This is a genomic window from Thermosipho sp. 1070, assembly GCF_001682135.1.
GTDB lineage: Bacteria > Thermotogota > Thermotogae > Thermotogales > Fervidobacteriaceae > Thermosipho > Thermosipho affectus.
The window spans coordinates 1681247-1701304 of sequence record NZ_CP007121.1 but is presented as its reverse complement, the minus strand read 5'-3'; the positions used below and the strand labels follow the sequence as shown (position 1 = coordinate 1701304).

The 20058-nt window shown below is 30.4% G+C and carries 22 protein-coding genes and 1 riboswitch; of the genes, 11 read left to right on the top strand and 11 right to left on the bottom strand.

Features of this window, described 5'->3' with window-relative positions:
* Positions 1–3: 3 nt before the first annotated feature.
* From panC to Y592_RS08690, 3 genes are read right to left on the bottom strand one after another with little or no spacing between them, the layout of a single operon-like run.
* A complete protein-coding gene (panC, locus tag Y592_RS08700; RefSeq protein WP_075666585.1) occupies positions 4–840 on the bottom strand; it encodes a pantoate--beta-alanine ligase in 837 nt (278 codons plus the stop codon).
* Positions 827–1618, bottom strand: coding sequence for a DNA-processing protein DprA (dprA, locus tag Y592_RS08695; protein WP_075666584.1), 792 nt, complete (start codon positions 1616–1618; stop codon positions 827–829). The genes panC and dprA overlap by 14 nt, the downstream gene beginning before the upstream one ends.
* Positions 1615–1893, bottom strand: a complete 279-nt coding sequence (locus Y592_RS08690; protein ID WP_075666583.1) for an RnfABCDGE type electron transport complex subunit B — start codon at positions 1891–1893, stop codon at positions 1615–1617. Before Y592_RS08690 ends, dprA begins: the two co-directional genes overlap by 4 nt.
* Positions 1894–1999: 106 nt before the next feature.
* Between Y592_RS08690 and murJ the strand changes: the two genes are divergently transcribed.
* From murJ to hydE, 11 genes are all read left to right on the top strand, one after another.
* On the top strand, positions 2000–3406 hold the full coding sequence (gene murJ / locus Y592_RS08685) for a murein biosynthesis integral membrane protein MurJ (protein ID WP_075666582.1): 1407 nt from the start codon (positions 2000–2002) through the stop codon (positions 3404–3406).
* On the top strand, positions 3393–4085 hold the full coding sequence (locus tag Y592_RS08680) for a biotin--[acetyl-CoA-carboxylase] ligase (RefSeq protein WP_075666581.1): 693 nt from the start codon (positions 3393–3395) through the stop codon (positions 4083–4085). The genes murJ and Y592_RS08680 overlap by 14 nt, the downstream gene beginning before the upstream one ends.
* The gene (locus Y592_RS08675; RefSeq protein WP_075666580.1) at positions 4078–5103 is read left to right on the top strand and encodes a 7-cyano-7-deazaguanine synthase; all 1026 of its coding nucleotides are present in this window, start codon (positions 4078–4080) and stop codon (positions 5101–5103) included. Before Y592_RS08680 ends, Y592_RS08675 begins: the two co-directional genes overlap by 8 nt.
* On the top strand, positions 5022–5717 hold the full coding sequence (gene rnc / locus Y592_RS08670) for a ribonuclease III (protein WP_075666579.1): 696 nt from the start codon (positions 5022–5024) through the stop codon (positions 5715–5717). Before Y592_RS08675 ends, rnc begins: the two co-directional genes overlap by 82 nt.
* Positions 5707–5955, top strand: a complete 249-nt coding sequence (locus Y592_RS08665) for a hypothetical protein (RefSeq protein ID WP_075666578.1) — start codon at positions 5707–5709, stop codon at positions 5953–5955. The genes rnc and Y592_RS08665 overlap by 11 nt, the downstream gene beginning before the upstream one ends.
* Entirely contained in the window at positions 5952–6827 is an 876-nt protein-coding gene (locus Y592_RS08660; protein ID WP_075666577.1) for an AEC family transporter, read from the top strand. The genes Y592_RS08665 and Y592_RS08660 overlap by 4 nt, the downstream gene beginning before the upstream one ends.
* 177 nt (positions 6828–7004) lie before the next feature.
* Positions 7005–8753 (top strand): NADH-dependent [FeFe] hydrogenase, group A6, encoded by a 1749-nt coding sequence (locus Y592_RS08655; RefSeq protein WP_075666576.1) that lies wholly within the window; start codon positions 7005–7007, stop codon positions 8751–8753.
* A gap of 130 nt (positions 8754–8883) precedes the next feature.
* The gene (locus tag Y592_RS08650) at positions 8884–9135 is read left to right on the top strand and encodes a TM1266 family iron-only hydrogenase system putative regulator (protein WP_075666575.1); all 252 of its coding nucleotides are present in this window, start codon (positions 8884–8886) and stop codon (positions 9133–9135) included.
* 2 nt (positions 9136–9137) lie between these two features.
* Complete coding sequence (gene hydG, locus Y592_RS08645) at positions 9138–10553, top strand: [FeFe] hydrogenase H-cluster radical SAM maturase HydG (RefSeq protein WP_075666574.1); 1416 nt, start codon at positions 9138–9140, stop codon at positions 10551–10553.
* Complete coding sequence (locus tag Y592_RS08640) at positions 10540–10809, top strand: hypothetical protein (RefSeq protein WP_075666573.1); 270 nt, start codon at positions 10540–10542, stop codon at positions 10807–10809. Before hydG ends, Y592_RS08640 begins: the two co-directional genes overlap by 14 nt.
* Positions 10775–11800: a [FeFe] hydrogenase H-cluster radical SAM maturase HydE gene (gene hydE / locus Y592_RS08635; RefSeq protein ID WP_075666572.1), complete on the top strand. Its 1026-nt coding sequence runs from the start codon at positions 10775–10777 to the stop codon at positions 11798–11800. The genes Y592_RS08640 and hydE overlap by 35 nt, the downstream gene beginning before the upstream one ends.
* On the opposite strand, the gene Y592_RS08630 is transcribed toward hydE, so the two are convergent.
* The 8 genes from Y592_RS08630 to Y592_RS08595 form a co-directional block, all read right to left on the bottom strand.
* Positions 11773–13074: an amidohydrolase gene (locus Y592_RS08630; protein WP_077288026.1), complete on the bottom strand. Its 1302-nt coding sequence runs from the start codon at positions 13072–13074 to the stop codon at positions 11773–11775. The two genes, hydE and Y592_RS08630, sit on opposite strands and share 28 nt — an antisense overlap.
* On the bottom strand, positions 13071–14030 hold the full coding sequence (gene pfkA / locus Y592_RS08625) for a 6-phosphofructokinase (RefSeq protein ID WP_075666570.1): 960 nt from the start codon (positions 14028–14030) through the stop codon (positions 13071–13073). The genes Y592_RS08630 and pfkA overlap by 4 nt, the downstream gene beginning before the upstream one ends.
* 99 nt (positions 14031–14129) lie before the next feature.
* The gene (locus tag Y592_RS08620) at positions 14130–15329 is read right to left on the bottom strand and encodes a thiamine-phosphate synthase family protein (RefSeq protein ID WP_075666569.1); all 1200 of its coding nucleotides are present in this window, start codon (positions 15327–15329) and stop codon (positions 14130–14132) included.
* A gap of 3 nt (positions 15330–15332) precedes the next feature.
* Positions 15333–16043 (bottom strand): TIM barrel protein, encoded by a 711-nt coding sequence (locus tag Y592_RS08615; RefSeq protein ID WP_075666568.1) that lies wholly within the window; start codon positions 16041–16043, stop codon positions 15333–15335.
* Positions 16040–17317 carry a phosphomethylpyrimidine synthase ThiC gene (thiC, locus tag Y592_RS08610; protein ID WP_075666567.1) on the bottom strand — a complete coding sequence of 426 codons (1278 nt, stop codon included), beginning with the start codon at positions 17315–17317 and terminating at the stop codon, positions 16040–16042. Before thiC ends, Y592_RS08615 begins: the two co-directional genes overlap by 4 nt.
* A complete protein-coding gene (locus Y592_RS08605; protein ID WP_075666566.1) occupies positions 17314–18090 on the bottom strand; it encodes a sulfide-dependent adenosine diphosphate thiazole synthase in 777 nt (258 codons plus the stop codon). The genes thiC and Y592_RS08605 overlap by 4 nt, the downstream gene beginning before the upstream one ends.
* 52 nt (positions 18091–18142) lie before the next feature.
* A riboswitch (TPP riboswitch) is annotated at positions 18143–18254 on the bottom strand.
* A 36-nt stretch (positions 18255–18290) separates the two neighbouring features.
* Positions 18291–18728, bottom strand: coding sequence for a DUF4234 domain-containing protein (locus Y592_RS08600; protein ID WP_232218187.1), 438 nt, complete (start codon positions 18726–18728; stop codon positions 18291–18293).
* 745 nt (positions 18729–19473) lie between these two features.
* Positions 19474–19653 carry a hypothetical protein gene (locus Y592_RS08595; RefSeq protein ID WP_075666564.1) on the bottom strand — a complete coding sequence of 60 codons (180 nt, stop codon included), beginning with the start codon at positions 19651–19653 and terminating at the stop codon, positions 19474–19476.
* Positions 19654–20058: the final 405 nt, after the last annotated feature.

The following is a 20058-nucleotide window of genomic DNA, read 5'->3' as shown; positions in this document are numbered from 1 at the left end:
CATTTACCCTCCAATGATTATATTATCAATTAATCTTGCTTTTCCAACAAATACTGCAATGGCAATGACAACTTTTCTGTCAATTATTTCAACTGGCATAAGGTTTTCCTCATCAACTATTTCAATATAATCAATTTTCAAAAGTGGATGCTCAAGAATTTTTCTCATCTCATCTCTTATTATTTTTACATCTACCACACCTGATTTAACAAGATCTTTAGCTTTTAACAATGATTTATAAAGCCTTGTAGCTTCTTTTCTCTCCTCTTTGGTCAAATAGATATTCCTTGAAGACATGGCAAGTCCATCTTTTTCCCTAACAATTGGCATCTCCTTCAATTCAACATCAAAATTTAAATCCCTTACCATTCTCCTTAATACTCGAAACTGTTGAGCATCTTTTTGACCAAAGTATGCACGCGTAGGTCTTACTATGTTGAATAATTTTGTAACTACCGTACAAACACCTCTAAAATGACCTGGTCTTTTTGCGCCACATAAAAATTTAGATAAAGAAACTTCTTCAACATATGTTGAAAAGTCTTTTTCATACATTTCTTCATTTGTAGGAATAAACACATAATCAACACTTTCACTTTCCAAAAGTTTCAAATCTCTTTCTAAATTTCTAGGATAATTATCGTAATCTTCATTTGGACCAAATTGTGTCGGATTTACAAATATACTCACTACAACTACATCATTTTCCTTTTTTGCAGCTCTAACTAATGAAAGATGTCCTTCGTGTAAATAACCCATCGTTGGAACAAAACCTATGGATTTCCCATTTAAACTTCTCGATATTTTTTTCATTTCATCTACTTTTTCAACAATTATCATACAGTACACCCCTTAAAATATAATAATCCAGTATGTCATCTGGTCCTGTTGCTAAAAATGCGCCATTTTTTATCAAGTAATTTGGACCTTGTGCATTTTCATTGTATATATTTCCAGGTATACAGAAAACATCTTTACCAAACTCTAATGCAAACCTTGCAGTAATCATTGTTCCACTCTTTAATTTTCCCTCAACTATCAAAGTCCCTTCAGATATACCTGCAATGATTCTATTCCTCTCTCTAAAATACTCCTTTCTTGGACTTTTCCACGGTAAATATTCACTTATAACACAACCATCTAGAATTAACCTTTCGTATATTCCTCTATTTTTTTCAGGATAACAAACATCCACACCACTTCCTAAAATTGCAATTGTTTCCTTTGCACAATTATGGGCTATCGAGTCAATTCCCATTGCCATTCCACTTACAATCACAAAATAATTACTCAACTTTTTAGAAAATTCACATGTTACCTTTCTACCATATGAACTTGCTTTACGCGCCCCAACAATCGAAAAGCTCCTTTTTAATAACAAAGACTTTTTTCCTTTTCCAAATAAAACAACAGGAGGATTCCACACATTTTTTAAATTTTCCGGGTAATATTCATCAAAATAGGTCACTACAAAATTCTCAGTCTTTGAAAGCCAATCTTCTAATTTAAAATACAAATCATTTTTTTCTCCATCTTCATCTTTACTTAGTTTTCTCTCAATTTCGTCTAGCCTATAGCCAGAAAAATGCCAAACTACTATTTTTAAATTCTTTTTCATTGTTTTTCAAGTATTTCCTTTATCTTCTCTTGAACACCCGATTTCTTTCCAGGAAGACATTTATCAATTGCATCACCTTTTTTTACGATAGCTGAAGCATATCCTTCACAGCCTGGATATCCACACGCCCCACAATTTATTCCAGGTAATACTTTTGTAATTAACTCAATTCTTGGATCAACTTCAACTTTAAATTTTTCATTACTAAACGCCAAAAATAGACCAAATCCCAATCCTAAAACTCCCATAACAAGTGCCGAATAAAGTACTACCACGTCAAACACCTCCTATTTTTATTATTTCTAGATTTATTTTACCATAAATAGATTAAAATTGTCATTAATGCTATAATATCTATTGAAAAAATAAAAGGAGGAAAAAATGTCAATATTCGTTAGTAGTATTTTATTTTCTACAGCAACATTTTTTTCAAGAATATTAGGATTATTTAGAGACATACTCTTTGCAAAATACTTTGGTGTTTCTTACCAACTTGATGCTTATTTTATAGCTATAATGTTTCCATTTTTCTTAAGAAAAGTATTCGGTGAGGGCGCAATGTCTTCTGCTTTTGTACCATTGTACAGCGAAAAAGAAAACAAAGACATGTTTTTATCCTCTATAATAAATGGTTTTTCTATTATAATTTTTTTGCTACTTCTTTTTACTTATCTATTTCCGGCAGCCTTTATAAATTTATTTGGTGCAGGTGCTTCCATCCAAACAAAAGAATTATCAAAAAAGCTACTTCTAATAACAGCACCGGCCGTTTACTTTATCTTTCTTTGGTCAATATTATACTCAATTTTAAATACAAAAGACAAGTTTTTCTGGCCGGCTCTTACTCCAAGTCTATCAAATATTGCTATAATCATTGGAATATTCTTATCAAAAAAATATGGAATACTTGCACCGACATTCGGCTTCCTCTTTGGTAGTATACTTATGTTTTTAAGTTTAATAAAATCATTTTTTTCACATAAATATTATTTTACATTAAAATACTTTCCAGAATTTATTAAATATTTTATTCCTACCTTTTTTACAATGACTATTTCTCAAGTAAATACCGTTGTTGATATGAATGTTTCTTCTTTTTTTAGTGAAGGAAGCATTTCTTATTTACAATACGCTTCTAGGTTTTATATGCTTCCGTATGGTTTATTTGCAGTTTCCGTTTCCACAGTAGTTCTCTCAAAAATCTCAAATGAAAAACACCTTTTTAAACATTACGTAAATGATGCGTTAAAATCAACACTAGTACTTACCATTCCTTCAACATTTGGATTGATCTACCTTTCTTTTAAGATAATAAAATTCTTTTATCAACACGGACAATTTTCCGCTTACGATACAGCAATAACTTCAAAGGTTTTAATTGCATACTCCTTGGGTTTACCTTTCTATGGTATTTATTCGACTCTTTCCAGAAGCTTTCATGCAATAAAAAACACAAAGATTCCCTTTTACGCAACTTTAATAGTCTCTTTTTCAAATATAATTTTAGATTTAATTTTTGGAATGAAGTGGGGGCCAATAGGTGTAGCATTTGCTACAAGTATTGCTGGAATTATTGGAGCAATGTATTTAATACTATATATAAAAATATTCCCTATAAAGGATTGTTTAAAAATACTCTTAAATAGCCTTATAATGACTTTGGGGATTATTCCATTTAAAAACCTTCATTTTTTAATCCAAATACTCATAGCAGTTATAATATATCTCCTACTTTCTACTATATTTTATAAAGAATTAATTTGGAGGTATTTAAATGCTAAAATGTAACAAAATTATATATTTTGAAAAAATAAACAGTACAAATGACTATCTAAAGAATTCATATAAAAAATTAAAAAATGGAACTATTGTTGTTTCAAAAATCCAGACAAATGGAAGAGGTAGACTCGGAAGAAATTGGGTGTCAAATGAAGGAGGACTCTGGTTTTCTATATTAGTAAAAAGGAACTTAAAAAAACCAAACTTTTATACAAAATTATCTTCCATAGTAATCTTAAATGTACTAAAAAATCTAAATATTAATGCCAAAATCAAATGGCCAAACGACATATATGTTAATTCCAAAAAACTTTCTGGAATCCTAACAGAAGCAATATCATTTAACAATAAAATAAAATGTATTATAATTGGTATAGGTATAAACATAAATAATGATGTACCAAAAAATGGGATTTCAATTTATCACATAAAAAATAAAAAAATCAACCCAAATGATTTTTTAAAATTATTTATAAAAGAATACAACAAGAATTTTCTGTTATTCTCTTTATTTTCTCCACTATTAAACATCAAATGGAAAAAAAATTTAATGTTTAAAAAAGGAGACAAGATCTCAGGTTACAAAATAATCAAAATTTTTCCTGATTTTTTGCTACTTGAAAAAAATAAAAAACGGATAAAAATAAGAAGTATTCATGAATTGGAAAAAGGAGGGATAAATGATTAGTATTTTAAATAAAAAAATAAAAAACATAATAGATGAAATTAGAAAAACTGTGGGTAATAACAAAGTAATTGTAGCTTTTTCCGGAGGACTTGACAGTACAGTTGCAGCTCTTCTTTGTAAAGATGCTTTGGGACCTGAAAAAGTGGAATTGGTAAATGTTGTTTATGGACCATTTACTTACAAAAAAAGCATCCAAATTGTTAAAAAAGCGGCAAATAAAATGGGATTAAAGTTAACATTTTTAGAATCCCTATATCAAAAAGAAATTTGGAAAAATGGTCCATCCTGTAATATGTGTACAAAGTCAGTAAAAATGAATACGGTAAAAAACTATGCAAAAGACATACTAGTTGTTACAGGTTCTAATCAAAGTGATAGTTGGGGAAAAACTGGTTTAAAATTATTCAACGGACTTTATGCACCACTTGGTAATCTTAATAAAAAAGAAATAAAAGAAATTCTTAATTATTATTCATTCAAACTTGAAAGGATTGGAGAAAACGCTAAAAGAGAAGGATGCAAATTAAAACATTTATTAAAAATTATGACAAATATGAATTACCATGGCAAAGCTGTTGACTTAGCAAATGAAATTTTGCTTGAAAACGTTCCAAAGAATTTAGAACTTGCAAATGTAAAAATTATCGGACCACTTTCAAAAAATATAGCCATAATAAACGTTAAACCCATGGTATACAACATCGAAGAAATCGGAAAAAAAATAGAGACACTTGACGTAATTGATGAAGTTATAATTGCAAACAAACCATTAATTTTGAAAGTTTTAGCCAACCCATCTATTTACAGGGTGGAAAATTCAAAATATTGGATCGAAAAAGGAAAACTACAACCCGAATTTGCAGTACCTATAAAAGTGGTCTGGAAAGAATCCAAAAATAATAAGCTTAGAACTATTCATGTAGTTGGGGTGGAAGAATGGGAAAATTTCGAACAAGAGAAATCGAAAATATCATTGGGTACGAATTTAGAAATAAAGAACTCTTGTTCACTGCTTTAACACATACTTCATACGCAAATGAACACAGAAAAGAATCTTATGAAAGATTAGAATTTCTGGGGGATTCTGTTATTGACTTATTAGTTTGTACAATTTTGTATGAAAATTATGAAAATCTATCAGAAGGTACTATGGCTCAAATAAAATCTGCAGTTACAAGTGAAGACATTTTATACGAAATTGCAAAAAAATTAAACATAGGAAAATTTTTAATCCTTGGAAAAGGAGAAAAAAGAAATGGAGGTTCTGAGAAAAAATCCATCTTAGCTGATGTAATTGAATCTTTAGTTGCGGCTGTATATTTAGATTCAAAGAAAAACTTATATACTATAGAAAATCTATTTTCAGATATATTTAAGGAATATATAGAAATTTTTCTTTCGGGTAAAAGAATATTTGACTACAAAACAAAACTTCAAGAGATAACCCAAGAAAAATTCAAACAACTTCCTGTATATGAAACTACAGTAATGGGAAATAAATTCTTTACGATACTAAAAATAAACGGCAAAATATTTTCAAAAGCAAAAGGAACTTCAAAAAAAGAATCTGAAAAACTTGCAGCAAAAACTGCATATGAAAAATTAAAGGAGGATGAAAAAAATGGAAAATAAAAAGTTGAAAGAATACAATATTACTTGGGAGAGATATGAAAAAGCACTTTCTAAAGTTTTGAGTAACTTTGCAAATAGTGGAATAGAAACTGTAACAGTTGAAGAGATTTGGGTAGAAACATCATTACCCATAGATTTGATTTTAGAAATTTTGGAAAGAAATAAATTGAATTATCCTGAAGAAATAAAAGAAATAAAGTACAAAAACGAAATAATATGGAGTAGAAATGAAAAATGATACTTTTTAATATCTTACCTCCGTTTGTCATAATTTTAATTGGCTTCCTCTTTGGTAAAATTTTTCCGTTTGACATTAAAATCTTATCAAAGATTTCTCTTTGGATAATGGCAAATACGTTAACTTTCACTTTTATCAACGATTATCCACCATCACTATCACAACTGAAAACATATGGTAGCGGTATAATAATACTATTTATAATATTCTATTTTATATCTTTGCCATTTAAAGAAAACAAATCACTTTTATTCACAAATAGTGTTTATATAAATACGGGGTATTTAGGATACCCCATTTTGTTATCCGTTTGGGGTGAAAAAGCCTTATCATATGGTGTTATATATTCTGTGATTAATATGATCTTGGGGTCCATATTTGTTCCAATGTTTCTTGACAAAAAAATAAGTTTAAAAAATACATTTAAACTTCCATACATATATGTAATAATACTTGCATATATCTTGTCATTACTTGGTATAAATTATAGAAATTTTCCAAAGCCAATTTTAGAAACAATTTTATTATTAAAAAATGCAGCTATACCAGTGTTACTTTTATTTGTTGGCTTATCCCTTTCAAAAATTACAATAAAGAAAATAAACCACAAATTATTGTTATCAACTACACTAATTAGGTTATTTATTTATCCTTTTTTTGCACTAATTTATGTGATTATCTTTCACATGGAAAAAAACTTAGGAAAGGTATTTATATTAGAAAGTGCTATGCCAACTGCTATAAACAGTGTTATCCTAATCGATGCTTTAACTGGCGACTCTTCCGACATTAGTCTTACTGTTGCAATTACTACATTATTTTCTGCTTTTACTATACCTGTCTGGGTATTTTTAATAGAAAAGATTATTTAAAGATAGAGTTAAATATTAGGATTTTTTTAACAAATTCACAAATTTAAGTCTTTTCATTTTAAAATACTTTGTGATATAATTTACTTGAAGAAATATAGATTATAATATTTCTTTATCATTTTTTGGCTAAGAATGTGAAAAATATCGTTTATGTTAATAAACTAGAGGAGGGATATGATGGCAAAAATTTTTCTCAACGGGAAAGAGTTTGAGGTACCAGACGGGATAACTGTCCTTGAAGCTGCGGAAAAGTTGGGGATACAAATTCCAACGCTATGTCACCATCCTGAACTTGAACCTATTGGTGCATGTAGAATTTGTGTAGTAGAAATTGAGGGAGCACGAACTTTACAACCAGCATGTACCACTAAAATAACTGATGGAATGAAAATTAGGACAAATTCTGATAGAGTTGAAAATGCAATAAAATTTAATCTTTCATTAATAATGGCAAATCATCCAAATGATTGTATGTATTGTGAAGCCGACCAAAGATGTGAACTTAAAAAATTAGTTCACAAATACGATGTAAGACCTATTTTTAATCCCACAGATTTATCTGAGGTATTTGATGATAGTAGTCCTTCAATCCAAAGGGACCTTTCAAGATGTATTAAATGCCAAAGATGTGTAAGGGTTTGTAGCGAAATTCAGGGAATGAATATTTATTCAATGGTTGAAAGAGGTTATAAAACTATTCCGCAAACAGCCTTCGACAAACCAGTTTACGAAACAAATTGTATTTCTTGTGGACAATGTGCGTATTTGTGTCCAGTAGGCGCAATTTATGAAACTCCTGATTGGAAAAAAGTATTAAAATTAATTGAAAGAAAAGAAAAAATATTAGTTGCCCAAACTGCTCCATCTGTTAGGGTTGCAATAGGCGAGGAATTTGGAATGGAACCTGGCTCAGTCAGTACAGGAAAAATGGTCGCATCTTTAAAAAAACTTGGTTTTGATTACGTATTTGACACAAACTTTGCAGCAGACCTTACTATTATGGAAGAAGGGACAGAGTTAATTGGAAGGTTAAAAGAAGGCGGACCATTTCCAATGTTTACAAGTTGTTGCCCAGGTTGGATAAATCTTCTTGAAAAGGAATATCCTGAATTTATCCCAAATGTATCAAGTGCTAAATCTCCACAACAGATGATGAGTTCAGTAGTTAAAACATATTTTGCCAAGAAGATCGGTGTAGATCCAGAAGATATTGTTATGGTATCTGTAATGCCATGTACTGCCAAAAAAGATGAAATAAAAAGACCTCAGCAAAAAATTAAACTCGAAGATGGAAGAGAAATTCAGCCAACAGATTACGTCATAACCACAAGAGAACTTGCAAAATTAATAAAAATAAAAGAAATTAACTTTGCCGGATTAAAAGATGAAGAATTTGACAATCCACTTGGCACTTCCACTGGTGCAGGTGCAATATTCGGTGTAACCGGTGGAGTTATGGAAGCTGCACTTAGAACCGCATACGAAATAATAACAAACAAACAACTGCCAAAACTAGAATTCGACGATGTAAGAGGATTAAACGGTATTAAAGAAGCAGAAATTGATATTGAAGGTAAAAAAATAAAAATTGCAATTGCGCATGGTACAGCCAATGTAAAAAAATTGTTAGATGACATAAGAGATGGAAAAAGATATTACGATTTTATCGAAATTATGGCTTGTCCTGGTGGATGTATCGGTGGTGGAGGACAACCAAAGAGCCTTGATCCAGAAATACTCAAAAAACGTGCAATGGCTATTTATTCAATAGATGAACTTAGTACACTTAGAAGATCACATGAAAACCCAGATGTTCAAAAACTATATGAAGAATTCCTTGAAAAACCATATAGTCACATTGCTCACGAACTGTTACATACGCACTATACAGATAGATCAGTTAAAAATAAAGTAGCAGCTGAATAGTACGTAATCTTTCGAAATTAAATAGTTCCTTTCTGAGGTTGAGGGAACTACCTGAGACCAAGGAAAGGGGTGAAATGTTATAAGGGATTTTTCCCCCTTTCCTTGGTATTTTTGGAAAGGGGGATTTTTTATGGAAAATTTCTACTCTATAAATATTGTGGTAGGAAACAGGAACGATATATATGACAAAGTAAATGAGATATTACATAACTACTCAAAGTATATAAAATTAAGAGTTGGATATCCTATTGAGGAAGAAAATAGTGCTGTTATCTTTTTGCTTTTCAAAGCAAATAATGATACTCTTGGAAGTTTTACCGGAAAATTAGGACAATTAAAAACTGTAAAAGTAAAAAGTTTATTAATAAAAAAGGAGGCATAATTATGTATGTTTTTGTAAAAGAAAATGAAAATGAAAAAACCTTTATTAACACTGGCGAAATTCTTTCCATACTTAAATCTACAAAAAATCCAGAAAGTGAAAAAATACGCAATATTCTCCAAAAATCACTCAATAAAGAAAGGCTTACACCGTATGAAGTTGCAACTTTACTAAATGCCAACTCGGATGAATTGTGGGAAGAAATTTTTGAAGCAGCAAGAAAATTAAAAGAAAAAGTATATGGAAATAGAATTGTATTATTTGCACCACTTTATATAGGAAACGAATGTATAAACGATTGTGAATATTGTGGATTTAGAATTTCAAACAAAGATGTTATTAGGAAAACCCTATCTATAGAAAAACTAAAAGATGAGGTAAAAGCACTTGTAACGAAAGGTCACAAACGACTTATAGTTGTCTACGGTGAACATCCTATGTATTCACCTCAGTTCATTGCAAAGACAATTGATAATATTTATAACACAAAAGTTGGAAACGGTGAAATAAGGAGAGTAAATGTCAATGCTGCACCACAAACCGTTGAAGGATATAAAATAATAAAAGAAGTTGGTATAGGAACATTCCAAATATTTCAAGAAACATATCACATACCAACGTACAAAAAAATGCATCCTAGAGGGCCAAAATCTAATTTTGCGTGGAGACTATATGGACTTGATAGAGCCATGCTTGCTGGAATTGATGATGTTGGAATTGGAGCTTTATTTGGATTATACGATTGGAAATTTGAAATTATGGGTCTTATTTATCATACCATTCACCTTGAAGAAAGATTTGGAGTAGGACCTCACACAATTTCATTTCCAAGAATAGAACCAGCTGTTGGAACTCCCACAGCAAAAAGGCCTCCATATCAAGTTAACGACGAAGATTTTAAAAAGATAGTTGCCATCTTAAGACTAGCTGTGCCATATACAGGGTTAATATTAACTGCAAGGGAACCAATGAATATAAGAAGAGAAGTTTTAAAACTTGGAGTTTCACAAATTGATGCTGGCTCAAGCATAGGTGTTGGTTCATATTCTGAAAAAGATCCAGAAGTAATTAAAAAAAGTCAATTTATTCTTGGCGACACAAGAACATTAGATGAAGTTATCTATGAACTTTTAAAAGAAAACTACATCCCATCTTTTTGTACTGCTTGTTATAGAGCAGGAAGAACAGGCGAACACTTCATGGAATTTGCAATTCCAGGTTTTGTAAAAAGATTTTGTACTCCAAATGCATTATTTACATTAAATGAATACCTAAATGATTATGCTTCTGAAAAAACGTATAAAATAGGAAAAAAAATAATAAAAACGGAAATAGAAAAACTTGACACAAAACAAAAAGAAACAGTAAAAGATGGTCTAAACAAAATAGACAAAGGTGAGAGAGATGTCAGATTTTAAACTAAAAGATTTGTTAAATAAAATAGCAAAGAAATACAATTGTAAAATATGGATAAACAAAAAAATTGGTAAAAGAATAAGTTTCATAGAAAAAGCGGGAAATGAATATTATCTCCCACCGGAAGTACTTTATGAAGATAGTGAATATATTATTTTCTGTGAAAATATCCATTCCAAAGATGATGCATATTTAAGAAAACTACTTTTAGAGGTGATAAAATATGCTAGAAATGCTGAAAAAAATTCAAAAAGATAATGTTACACTTGAAACACTTGAATATCTAATATCTACCAACAAATACGACAATGAAATCTTATCATTTGCTGATGAAATTAGGAAAAAATACGTAGGTGATGAAATACACATAAGAGCAATTATAGAATTTTCTAACTACTGTAAAATGGATTGTCTATATTGCGGATTAAGGGCCCCAAATAATAAAATAAAAAGATACAGAATGAGCCCTGATGAAATTTTTAGAAGAGCTAAATTAATATCAGAAAAAAACATAAAAACAATAGTTTTACAGTCAGGTGAAGATCCTTACTATACCACTGAAATAATTGAAAAGCTAATAAAAAGAATAAAATCACTTAACGTTGCTATAACTCTAAGCATTGGTGAAAGAGATTTTAAAGAATATAAAATTTGGAAAGATGCCGGTGCCGATAGATACCTAATGAGACACGAAACGGCAGATGAAGAATTATACAATAACCTTCATCCACATGATACTTTTGAAAATAGAAAAAAACACCTTTTTAAGTTAAAAGAATTAGGCTATGAAGTTGGAGCGGGGTGCATGGTTGGATTACCCGGGCAAGGAGCTAGAGAATTAGCAAAAGATCTACTCTTTTTAAAAGAACTTGATTCAGACATGATAGGTATTGGTCCATTTATTCCAAATCCAAATACTCCTTTGAAAAATGCAAAAGGTGGTGATTTAAAACTAACCTTAAAAATAATAGCGCTTGCCAGAATATTAATTCCCACTGCAAATATTCCTGCAACCACTGCTATGGGAAGTCTTCATCCATTTGGAAGACAAATGGCTCTTAAGTCTGGGGCAAATGTAATAATGCCAAATCTAACCCCTAATCCATACAGACCACACTATACACTGTACCCAAATAAAATTTGTCTATTTGAAGTAGATACAAGTTGTATTGAATGTGTTAAAGGTATGATAAAAGATCTAAAAAGGAAAGTAGGACAAACTTATGGATTCAGAGTTAAGGTATCATAAACAAGTTCACCGTTTACAAAAACTTTTTCTAAATTTCTTAACGTTTTATCTTTAAAAATAATAAAATCAGCCAGATATTGGGGTTTTATAACCCCAATATTTTCTTTAATTAGTTTTCCAGAAAATTCAGTATACAATGAGATTGACTCGCTAAAGGAAAAGCCCAATTTTAAAGCAGCTTGAATTACATATAAAGGGGAAATTGGTGAAACTGGTCCATCACTTGAAAAAGAAATCAAAATATTATTTTCATACATATTTCTAAAAGGATATAAAAGTATATTACTAAAATCAACACTAGATATTAAATTCAAATCTTCAAAGAAAAAATGAGGTTGTACAGAAAAACTAAAGGAAGATAGCTTTTCAAAGTCCCTTTTTTTTACAAATTGTGCATGAATAATTCTATGACCTGTTTTCTTTCCAAATGCCTCAATAGTTCTACTTAGTGCCTCATCACCTATTGTATGAACACATACTTGCAAGTTATTTTTCTCTGCAAATTTCACTATATCACTAAAATTATCCGGCAAAGTAAAAATACTAAAACCACTATTATTTTTATACATTTTAGATAAAAATGCTGTTTTACCACCTAATGAACCATCTGCAAAAAGCTTTATACCAAAAATTTTTGATATTCCATAGCTACCAAACTCAAATTCCCATGGATTTTTTGTACATAATTTTTCATATACACGTAATTTACTCTCTTTCAAAAGTCTCTTTAACAATTCAAATGAAATCCCATGTAAATCATCTGAATGTACACTCGTAATCCCATGTTTTAAAAACTCATTTATCCCCTCTTTAAAAGCCCTTACCAAAAATTCAGAAGGGATGTATTCCCATATTTTTTCTATTTCATCTTCGAAAATATAATAATCGTTAATTTTCAAAAGCCTTTGCGCTTTCCTATTTAGAAATGCAACATGACCACACTTTCTAATCAAAATAACTGGAGATTTAACTGTATCAAAAAAATCTTTATTATCTATCTTTTCCCAGCCTCTTCCTAAAATTATATCACTATCTATATCTAGAATTTTTTCAAAATTTTCATCACTTAAATCTAAAGTTAATTTTTTTATTCCTACACCTAAAATATGTGCATGTGAATCAGAAAAACCCGGAAGAATATATTTCCCTTCCAGGTTAACTTCTTTATCAAATTTTTTTGGATAAACAAATTTGTTTCCTTCTACAAAAAAGTCCTTTTTTACAAAGTTACCATCTTTCCAAACATACCCATTGCTAAACTTTACTACCATCATGACAATAAAGCCGTTAATTCCACTAATTCCATATTCAATGACTTCTTTTGTTTTAATACTTCATCGAGCTTTACTGGAACAATTTTTCCTCCCTGTAAAGCCATCATAACATAACTTTGACCCCTTTTTAAAAACTCAACAGCTGCAACTCCCATTCTAGATGCCAACAATCTATCAAAAGCAGTAGGGGAACCTCCACGTTGAATGTGTCCTAATATTGTTATTCTAGTCTCATATCCTATTCTATGTTCAAGATGTCTTGCAACTGTATAAGCACTTGCCGCACCTTCTGCCACTACAACTATACAATTAATTTTTCCCCTTTCTCTTTCCTTCAGGATCTTATTTCCAAGAGCTTCATAATTAACGGGTATTTCTGGAATTACTATAGCTTCTGCTCCAGTAACTAACCCAGCCACTGTAGCAATGTAACCAGATGAACGCCCCATAACTTCTACAATAAATGCTCTTTCATGCGATGATGCAGTATCTTTTAATTTTTGTATAGCATCAACAACAGTGTTTAAGCATGTATCTACTCCAATGCTCATATCAGTCATTGCAATATCGTTATCTATCGTTCCTGGAATTCCTACAACTGGTACCTTTTGTTCCTCTTCTAAAAACATCGCACCGTGTAAACTACCTTCTCCACCAATTACAATTAATCCTTCTACTCCATGCTTTGCAAGAATTGATGCTGCTTCCCTTCTAGTCTCTTTTCTTACAAATTCAGGGCATCTACTACTTCTTAGGATAGTCCCTCCTTTTTCCATTATTCCCCCAACAGATGCAAAATCCATTTCTATAAAATCTTCATCCAATAACCCAGCATAACCTCTTTGAATACCTAAAACCTTTATATCATTTTTTACAGCATAACGAACAACAGCACGTACAGCAGCATTCATTCCTGGAGCATCTCCACCGCTAGTCATAACTGCAATTTTTTTCATAGAAATCCTCCTTTTTCTAGTTTGCCTAAATATATAATACCACAAAATAAGGCAAATTCAATAAATAAAAAACAATATTTAACTATAAAGGAGTCTTTTTTAGAAAATTACACTTTTTACCTTTTCAATAACCTCTCTAGGATTTCTTCCAAAAACTCTTATCATTGCTTCTTTTCCCCAAAAACCTTTATCATATATTATATCAGGTGATTTATCTAAATCTTGTATAATATTTGCAATTCCCCATCTCAAAGACTGTCCTTCTTTTTCTTTTACCATTTTAGGCTCCGAATCTCTTAAATGCTCATACACTTTTAGACCTATTTTATTTGCTTTTTCTACGTATTTTTCATTAAATTTTATATTTGTCGTACACCTTATATAAGGGAATTTTTTCATCATTTCCAGTGTCATCCTTGCAGTATGAGATTTCCCCTTATAAGTTGCATCACCTAAAAAATGAGGCTTGCCAAAAACCAACCTTATTCTTCCGGGAAACTTTGCCACTTCCTCTTCACTTTCCGCCCAAGGTAATGCATACGAAACATTTTGTCCAACTTCTGGAATAGTCAAATGACCTATTTCCATAATATCCATTACTATACTATTTAATTCATCTAAGACTTCAACTTTTTGCCATTCTCTTGTTAATAATTCAACTTGCACTCTGTCTTTAGATCTCTTCAAAACTCTAACTAAAATTTCCGATGCCCTTTTGATTGACTCTTCAGGAGTATATCCTAAAACCAAAAGCGAAGAAAACAATGTTGAAAACACACAACCTGTCCCCCTAAAATTACCTCTTATCCTTTCATGTTGAAAAACCTTACCTTTATATTTTATTTCTATCATCTCCGTATTTTCATGTCCACCTGTAATAACCATATTATCAAATATTCCAACTTTCTTTGCTTCAACGCTATTAACAACAATATAATCTGCAAATTTCATATATCTTTTTACTTCTTCCTCATCTAAAAATTTAAATCCGCTTGAAGATTCCAAAACCGGATTCCAAACAATTGTTGAATTTTTAAAAAGATTTCTCAATTCCTTTATTATTTTAGGTTGTGCTACTCCAACTTTTACCACACTTACATCTTCTAATAACTCTATCTCATCTAAAATTTCTGAAATCTCTCTAAATTTTACATTATATGTCTTTTCGAGCGTTTGTTTGGTAAATGCACTGACTGCTGAATATACACTCATCCCCATAGCAGTAGCAATACCAACATCTTGTATTAAACCAGCACCTGACGAAGGATCAAATCCTGAAATTATTAATAATTTTTTCATAATTCACCTCCAGAAATTCAAAAGTCTATCTAACCCTTTGCAGTCTGGTGTTGCTTCAATTACTATATCCACATCAAATTCTTTTATAAAATTTAACAAATTTATGTATTTTTCATTATCAGACCACGGTAAATGATGACATTTTTTATAAGTCTTATCATCTGCGTAATACACATGAAATTCTTCTACAAAATCTGACAATTCTTCTATAAAATCAAATGGATTTATCCTTTCATCAAGTAAAAGATGTCCAATATCAATACACATAGTCAACCCCAATTCTTCACATAAAAATTTGTAATCTTTTGCCGCATAAAAATATTTATTCCCAAATGTATTTTCAATCCTAATCTTAATAATACCTTTTAATTCATCCAATAATTTAAAATTATCTTTCCAATCTTGCAATTGTAATGTATCTGGATAATGTACTATTAAATATTTGGCAGATAAATACTTGGCCATAAAAGCACTTTGCCTAATCTTCCTAAATGTTTCATGATAATCATTGCACGTTAATTTAGGATGAAAATCCATCTTAAATATAAATGGAGCATGTATTCCAAATGACTTTTTCAAATTAAACAAGTTATTCACAAATAATGGACTCAAAAATCCTAATTCATAAAAATCTAAATCTTCGAATTTTTCCAAAAAATACTTCAAAAATCTAAAATCACTCCTTATAACACTCGTTGAAACTCCTATTTTCATTCTTTCAAATACTCCTCTACAATTTTTAATGAACAAAATGGTCCACACATTGAACAACCTTTCCCGTGAAACGGTCTATTCTTTAAATATTTATCAACTATCTCCTTGTCTAAAACAACTTCTTTTATGTTTTCAAAATTTAAGGTTTTTCTTGAAATAGCTACTTTATAATTTTCCTCAATAAATTTTCCTCTTGAAAAATCTACAGCCATTGCCGCAATTTTAGAAGAAATAACCCCTAATTTTACATCTTCAACAGAAGGCAATGATAAATGTTCCGAGGGAGTTACATAACAAATAAAATCCGCTCCACTTTTTGCGGCAATTGCCGCTCCAATCGATGAGGTAATATGATCATATCCAGGTGCAACATCTAAAACTATTGGCCCAAGTAAAAACACTGGAGCATTTTTCCCATACTTTTTCATTAACTCAACAGTAGACTCTATTTGATCAATTGGAACATGCCCAGGCCCCTCCAGTATTACTTGAACATTCTTACTTCGAGCTTTTTCAACTAACTCTTCAAATATAAACCACTCTTCTAATTGTAACCTATCCAACGAATCAAATAAATTCCCGGGCCTTAAAGAATCTCCTAAACTCAGTGTAACATCATATTCTCTAGCAATATCTAAAACTTCATCAAAGTATCTATAAAACGGATTTTCAAATCCATTTTTAATTATCCAACCTGCAATAATAGAACCGCCACGACTTACTATTTTCATTATTCTATTAGATTTTTTTAGTTTTTTTACAATATCTTTTGTAATACTAACATGTAAAGTAACAAAATCTACACCTTGTTTTGCATGTTTTTCAAATATTTTCAAAAAATCTTTTTCCGAAAAATCTACAACATTCCTATTTTCCTTATATGCTATGACCGCTGCATCGTAAATTGGAACAGTACCTACGGGAATATCCGAAATTGTTAATAACTCTTTTCTCTGAAAATCCAAATCTCCCCATGTAGAAAGAAGCATTACACTATCTGCTCCATATTTTCTTGATGTCCTATACTTTTCTAACTCATATTCAAAATCATCATATCCAAAAGAAGTACCAATATTTGCATTAACTTTTATTTTTAAACCCTTTCCTATCCCCATCGGATTTTTCAAAGAAACATGATTATTATTTTTTGGTATAACTATTGTCCCATCTAATAATCCTTTTACAAGATAATCAATACTTCTTCCTTCTTTTTTTGATATTTCATTAAGAATTGAAGGAACCTTACCACTTTTTATTTCATCTATTATTGTCATCCTTTCACCTCAACATCAATATTCTCGATAATAATATTTGCAATTTTAATTCCAGACTTTAACATACCACCGAATATTGGCCCCATTCTTGGACCACCCCCAACAGATACCGCGGCCATTCCCATTACAAGTAACCCCGGGAAAATTTCTTTAGTATTTTCAAGAACAAATTTTTCACCTTCTTTTGCATTCATAGGAAACTCCCTTATTTTTCCTAGAGGTAAGTCAATTGATAAATTTCTATCTATAACCATATTAACTACACTTGCAGGATGTCCAGTACCATCAATAACATATTTTGCCTTTACCGTTATAGGATCAACATGTAATCTTTGCCTTATAACAGGTGCCCAATTAATTACCACACCGTTTATTCTCTCTTTGCTCATTAGAACGTCTTCTACAAAAACATTATTAAATATTTTTGTACCCACTTTTGTTGAATTGTACAACAAAGCTGAAGCAAAATGTACGGAATCAATAGAAATAAACCCTTTAGTTTTCTTGTATTTCATATCTAGCTCTTCTAAAAACCACTCAACATCTTCCTCTACAACTAATTCATTAAATAACATCCCTCCGCCCCATGTCCCACCTCCTGGTTCATTTTTTTCTTCAAAAATTATCACATTAAACCCATTTTTCGATAAAACATATGAAGCGGCTAACGCACTAGGCCCCCCTCCAACAATTGCTACATCTACATCTAAACTTTTTTTTAATTTCTCGGTAAATTCTTCTACTATAATTTTTGAAATTTCTAAATCCCACATCTTAAATCCCTCCTTAAAAAAATTTTGCCCTCCACCGGAGGGCAAAATTTCATTTTTTTCTCTTCCCCAGTCCCTCCGCCGGTATTACCCGGTTCAGGTTCTAAGGGTCGAAGGTTTCCACCTTCCTCTCAGCTCCGGAATATGGAGCTCCCCTCGGGAAATTATTCACTTTACATGTATATTTTAACTCAATTATTTTATCAGGTCAAACTTTTCTCAATTTCTTTTATTAATTTATAAAAAAACACATAAGAATATATTCCAAATGTTAATATAGAAAACAAAATTAGATTAAAAATAGATAGTCTTGACTTTAAAACGCTCAAAATCAATTTTAAGTATAAAAGCACAAACAGTAAAGCAAGAGTTTGCGAGAAGAAATACGTAAAAATAGAAGATGTCAAATAAAGCGGAAAAAAGGAAAAAATTACAAGACTTAAAACAATATAATAAATGGATAAAACATTTATCTTTAATTCTCTTTTAATTTTTAAGCCTATTACATACAAAAAAATCAAAAAAGAGATTGATGAAAGTCCCAAAAAAACTTCTGCAAGCTCTTTATAGAAAAAATATAAAATATTTGAAAGTATCGAAAATCCCACATACATATAATATGAAATTACCACATATCTCATCCCTTCCTACTCATAAGTATAATAAAATTTTTTACTTAAGTCAATTTTTCAAGCAAGCCTGTTCAAAAAAGGAAAAAAAGGGAAAGATGAAGTTATAAATTCAACAAAGAATTTTACAAATTTATTTTGCAATATTCTAAAAAGAAAGGTAAACCACGAAAATACCTAGAACACATGATATGCAAAATTTGTGTTGTACAATTTAATAGAGTTATCCAAATAGTTTTTTGTTTAATTTTTCACATAACAATTATATCTCTTTATTTTTTAAAAAGACTCAAATAAGTTTTCTTTCAACTTCTTTCTCATTTTTTAAAGCGAGAATCCAAATTTCAACTAGGTTTTCTCCTGAAACAAATATCTTTAATCATGAAAAAAGGAAACCGAATATCGCCGATAACAACATCACAAATGTAAATATATTTCCTCTAATCATCTTTTATAATAGGCGCCATCTTGCTATTCTATTCAATTTTGAAATTGCTAATTTCCATTAGAAATAAAATTTATCCAAGGGCATGGTGTTTTTGGCGTTTTATTATGTATTCACAACAATCATCAAAAAAGTATTCGTATCCAAAATATATCTATGCCTTTTTATAAAACAAACTATGGTTACATACACGTTGTTTAAAAATCACTCTTAAAACAACAACCACAAAATTTTCTTACAAGAACGTTTGTATGAAATTTAACTTTTATTGGCATTTTTGGTTGTCGCACTGTTGTAAGAGAAAGATTCTGCTCAACGATCATCATCAAAACCTACTATAGCATGTATCTCAATAGGTAAATGGCCAAGCTGTTTTGCCCTGTAACCAAATCCAAAAGCTATTTCATCGTTTGAAGCAAAAATCGCTTCAGGGTCGATTAAAAAAATAGCCTCACTCACTTTTTCCATGTCTTCTTTTGTAAAATTATCCAAAAAAACAAACGACTCATCATACTTTATTCCACTACTCTAAAAGTTTTCTTCTATAACTTTCTAATCTCTACAAAACATGATAACTATCAAAAAGACTCATAACAAAAACTATTTTTTCGAAGCCATGAGCTTCCAAGAGGTGCTGCATAGTAAGCAAACTTCAAAATTCATTATCAAATGAGGCCGTATATATTAGAACTTTTAAATTTTTTCAAGATATACACACGGTTTCTTAATTTCTGACATTTGATGTACAAAAGCCTCACTCGCTTCTAGATCAAAAACGATAAGTTCATCCACTTGCTTTTTTTCTAATAATAAACGATTTTTTTACAAATTGTTTCTTTATCATTTAAAGTTTCAAATGTCATAAAAAGCTATAATAGTTATTAGCAGAAAGAATAT

Excerpts from the sequence above, each read along its gene's own strand:
- panC (WP_075666585.1), bottom strand. The coding sequence starts at position 840 with ATGATAATTGTTGAAAAAGTAGATGAAATGAAAAAAATATCGAGAAGT.
- dprA (WP_075666584.1), bottom strand. The coding sequence starts at position 1,618 with ATGAAAAAGAATTTAAAAATAGTAGTTTGGCATTTTTCTGGCTATAGG.
- murJ (WP_075666582.1), top strand. The coding sequence starts at position 2,000 with ATGTCAATATTCGTTAGTAGTATTTTATTTTCTACAGCAACATTTTTT.
- Y592_RS08680 (WP_075666581.1), top strand. The coding sequence starts at position 3,393 with ATGCTAAAATGTAACAAAATTATATATTTTGAAAAAATAAACAGTACA.
- Y592_RS08675 (WP_075666580.1), top strand. The coding sequence starts at position 4,078 with ATGATTAGTATTTTAAATAAAAAAATAAAAAACATAATAGATGAAATT.
- rnc (WP_075666579.1), top strand. The coding sequence starts at position 5,022 with ATGGGAAAATTTCGAACAAGAGAAATCGAAAATATCATTGGGTACGAA.
- Y592_RS08665 (WP_075666578.1), top strand. The coding sequence starts at position 5,707 with ATGGAAAATAAAAAGTTGAAAGAATACAATATTACTTGGGAGAGATAT.
- Y592_RS08660 (WP_075666577.1), top strand. The coding sequence starts at position 5,952 with ATGATACTTTTTAATATCTTACCTCCGTTTGTCATAATTTTAATTGGC.
- Y592_RS08655 (WP_075666576.1), top strand. The coding sequence starts at position 7,005 with ATGGCAAAAATTTTTCTCAACGGGAAAGAGTTTGAGGTACCAGACGGG.
- Y592_RS08650 (WP_075666575.1), top strand. The coding sequence starts at position 8,884 with ATGGAAAATTTCTACTCTATAAATATTGTGGTAGGAAACAGGAACGAT.
- hydG (WP_075666574.1), top strand. The coding sequence starts at position 9,138 with ATGTATGTTTTTGTAAAAGAAAATGAAAATGAAAAAACCTTTATTAAC.
- Y592_RS08640 (WP_075666573.1), top strand. The coding sequence starts at position 10,540 with ATGTCAGATTTTAAACTAAAAGATTTGTTAAATAAAATAGCAAAGAAA.
- hydE (WP_075666572.1), top strand. The coding sequence starts at position 10,775 with ATGCTAGAAATGCTGAAAAAAATTCAAAAAGATAATGTTACACTTGAA.
- Y592_RS08630 (WP_077288026.1), bottom strand. The coding sequence starts at position 13,074 with ATGATGGTAGTAAAGTTTAGCAATGGGTATGTTTGGAAAGATGGTAAC.
- pfkA (WP_075666570.1), bottom strand. The coding sequence starts at position 14,030 with ATGAAAAAAATTGCAGTTATGACTAGCGGTGGAGATGCTCCAGGAATG.
- Y592_RS08620 (WP_075666569.1), bottom strand. The coding sequence starts at position 15,329 with ATGAAAAAATTATTAATAATTTCAGGATTTGATCCTTCGTCAGGTGCT.
- Y592_RS08615 (WP_075666568.1), bottom strand. The coding sequence starts at position 16,043 with ATGAAAATAGGAGTTTCAACGAGTGTTATAAGGAGTGATTTTAGATTT.
- thiC (WP_075666567.1), bottom strand. The coding sequence starts at position 17,317 with ATGACAATAATAGATGAAATAAAAAGTGGTAAGGTTCCTTCAATTCTT.
- Y592_RS08605 (WP_075666566.1), bottom strand. The coding sequence starts at position 18,090 with ATGTGGGATTTAGAAATTTCAAAAATTATAGTAGAAGAATTTACCGAG.
- Y592_RS08600 (WP_232218187.1), bottom strand. The coding sequence starts at position 18,728 with ATGAGATATGTGGTAATTTCATATTATATGTATGTGGGATTTTCGATA.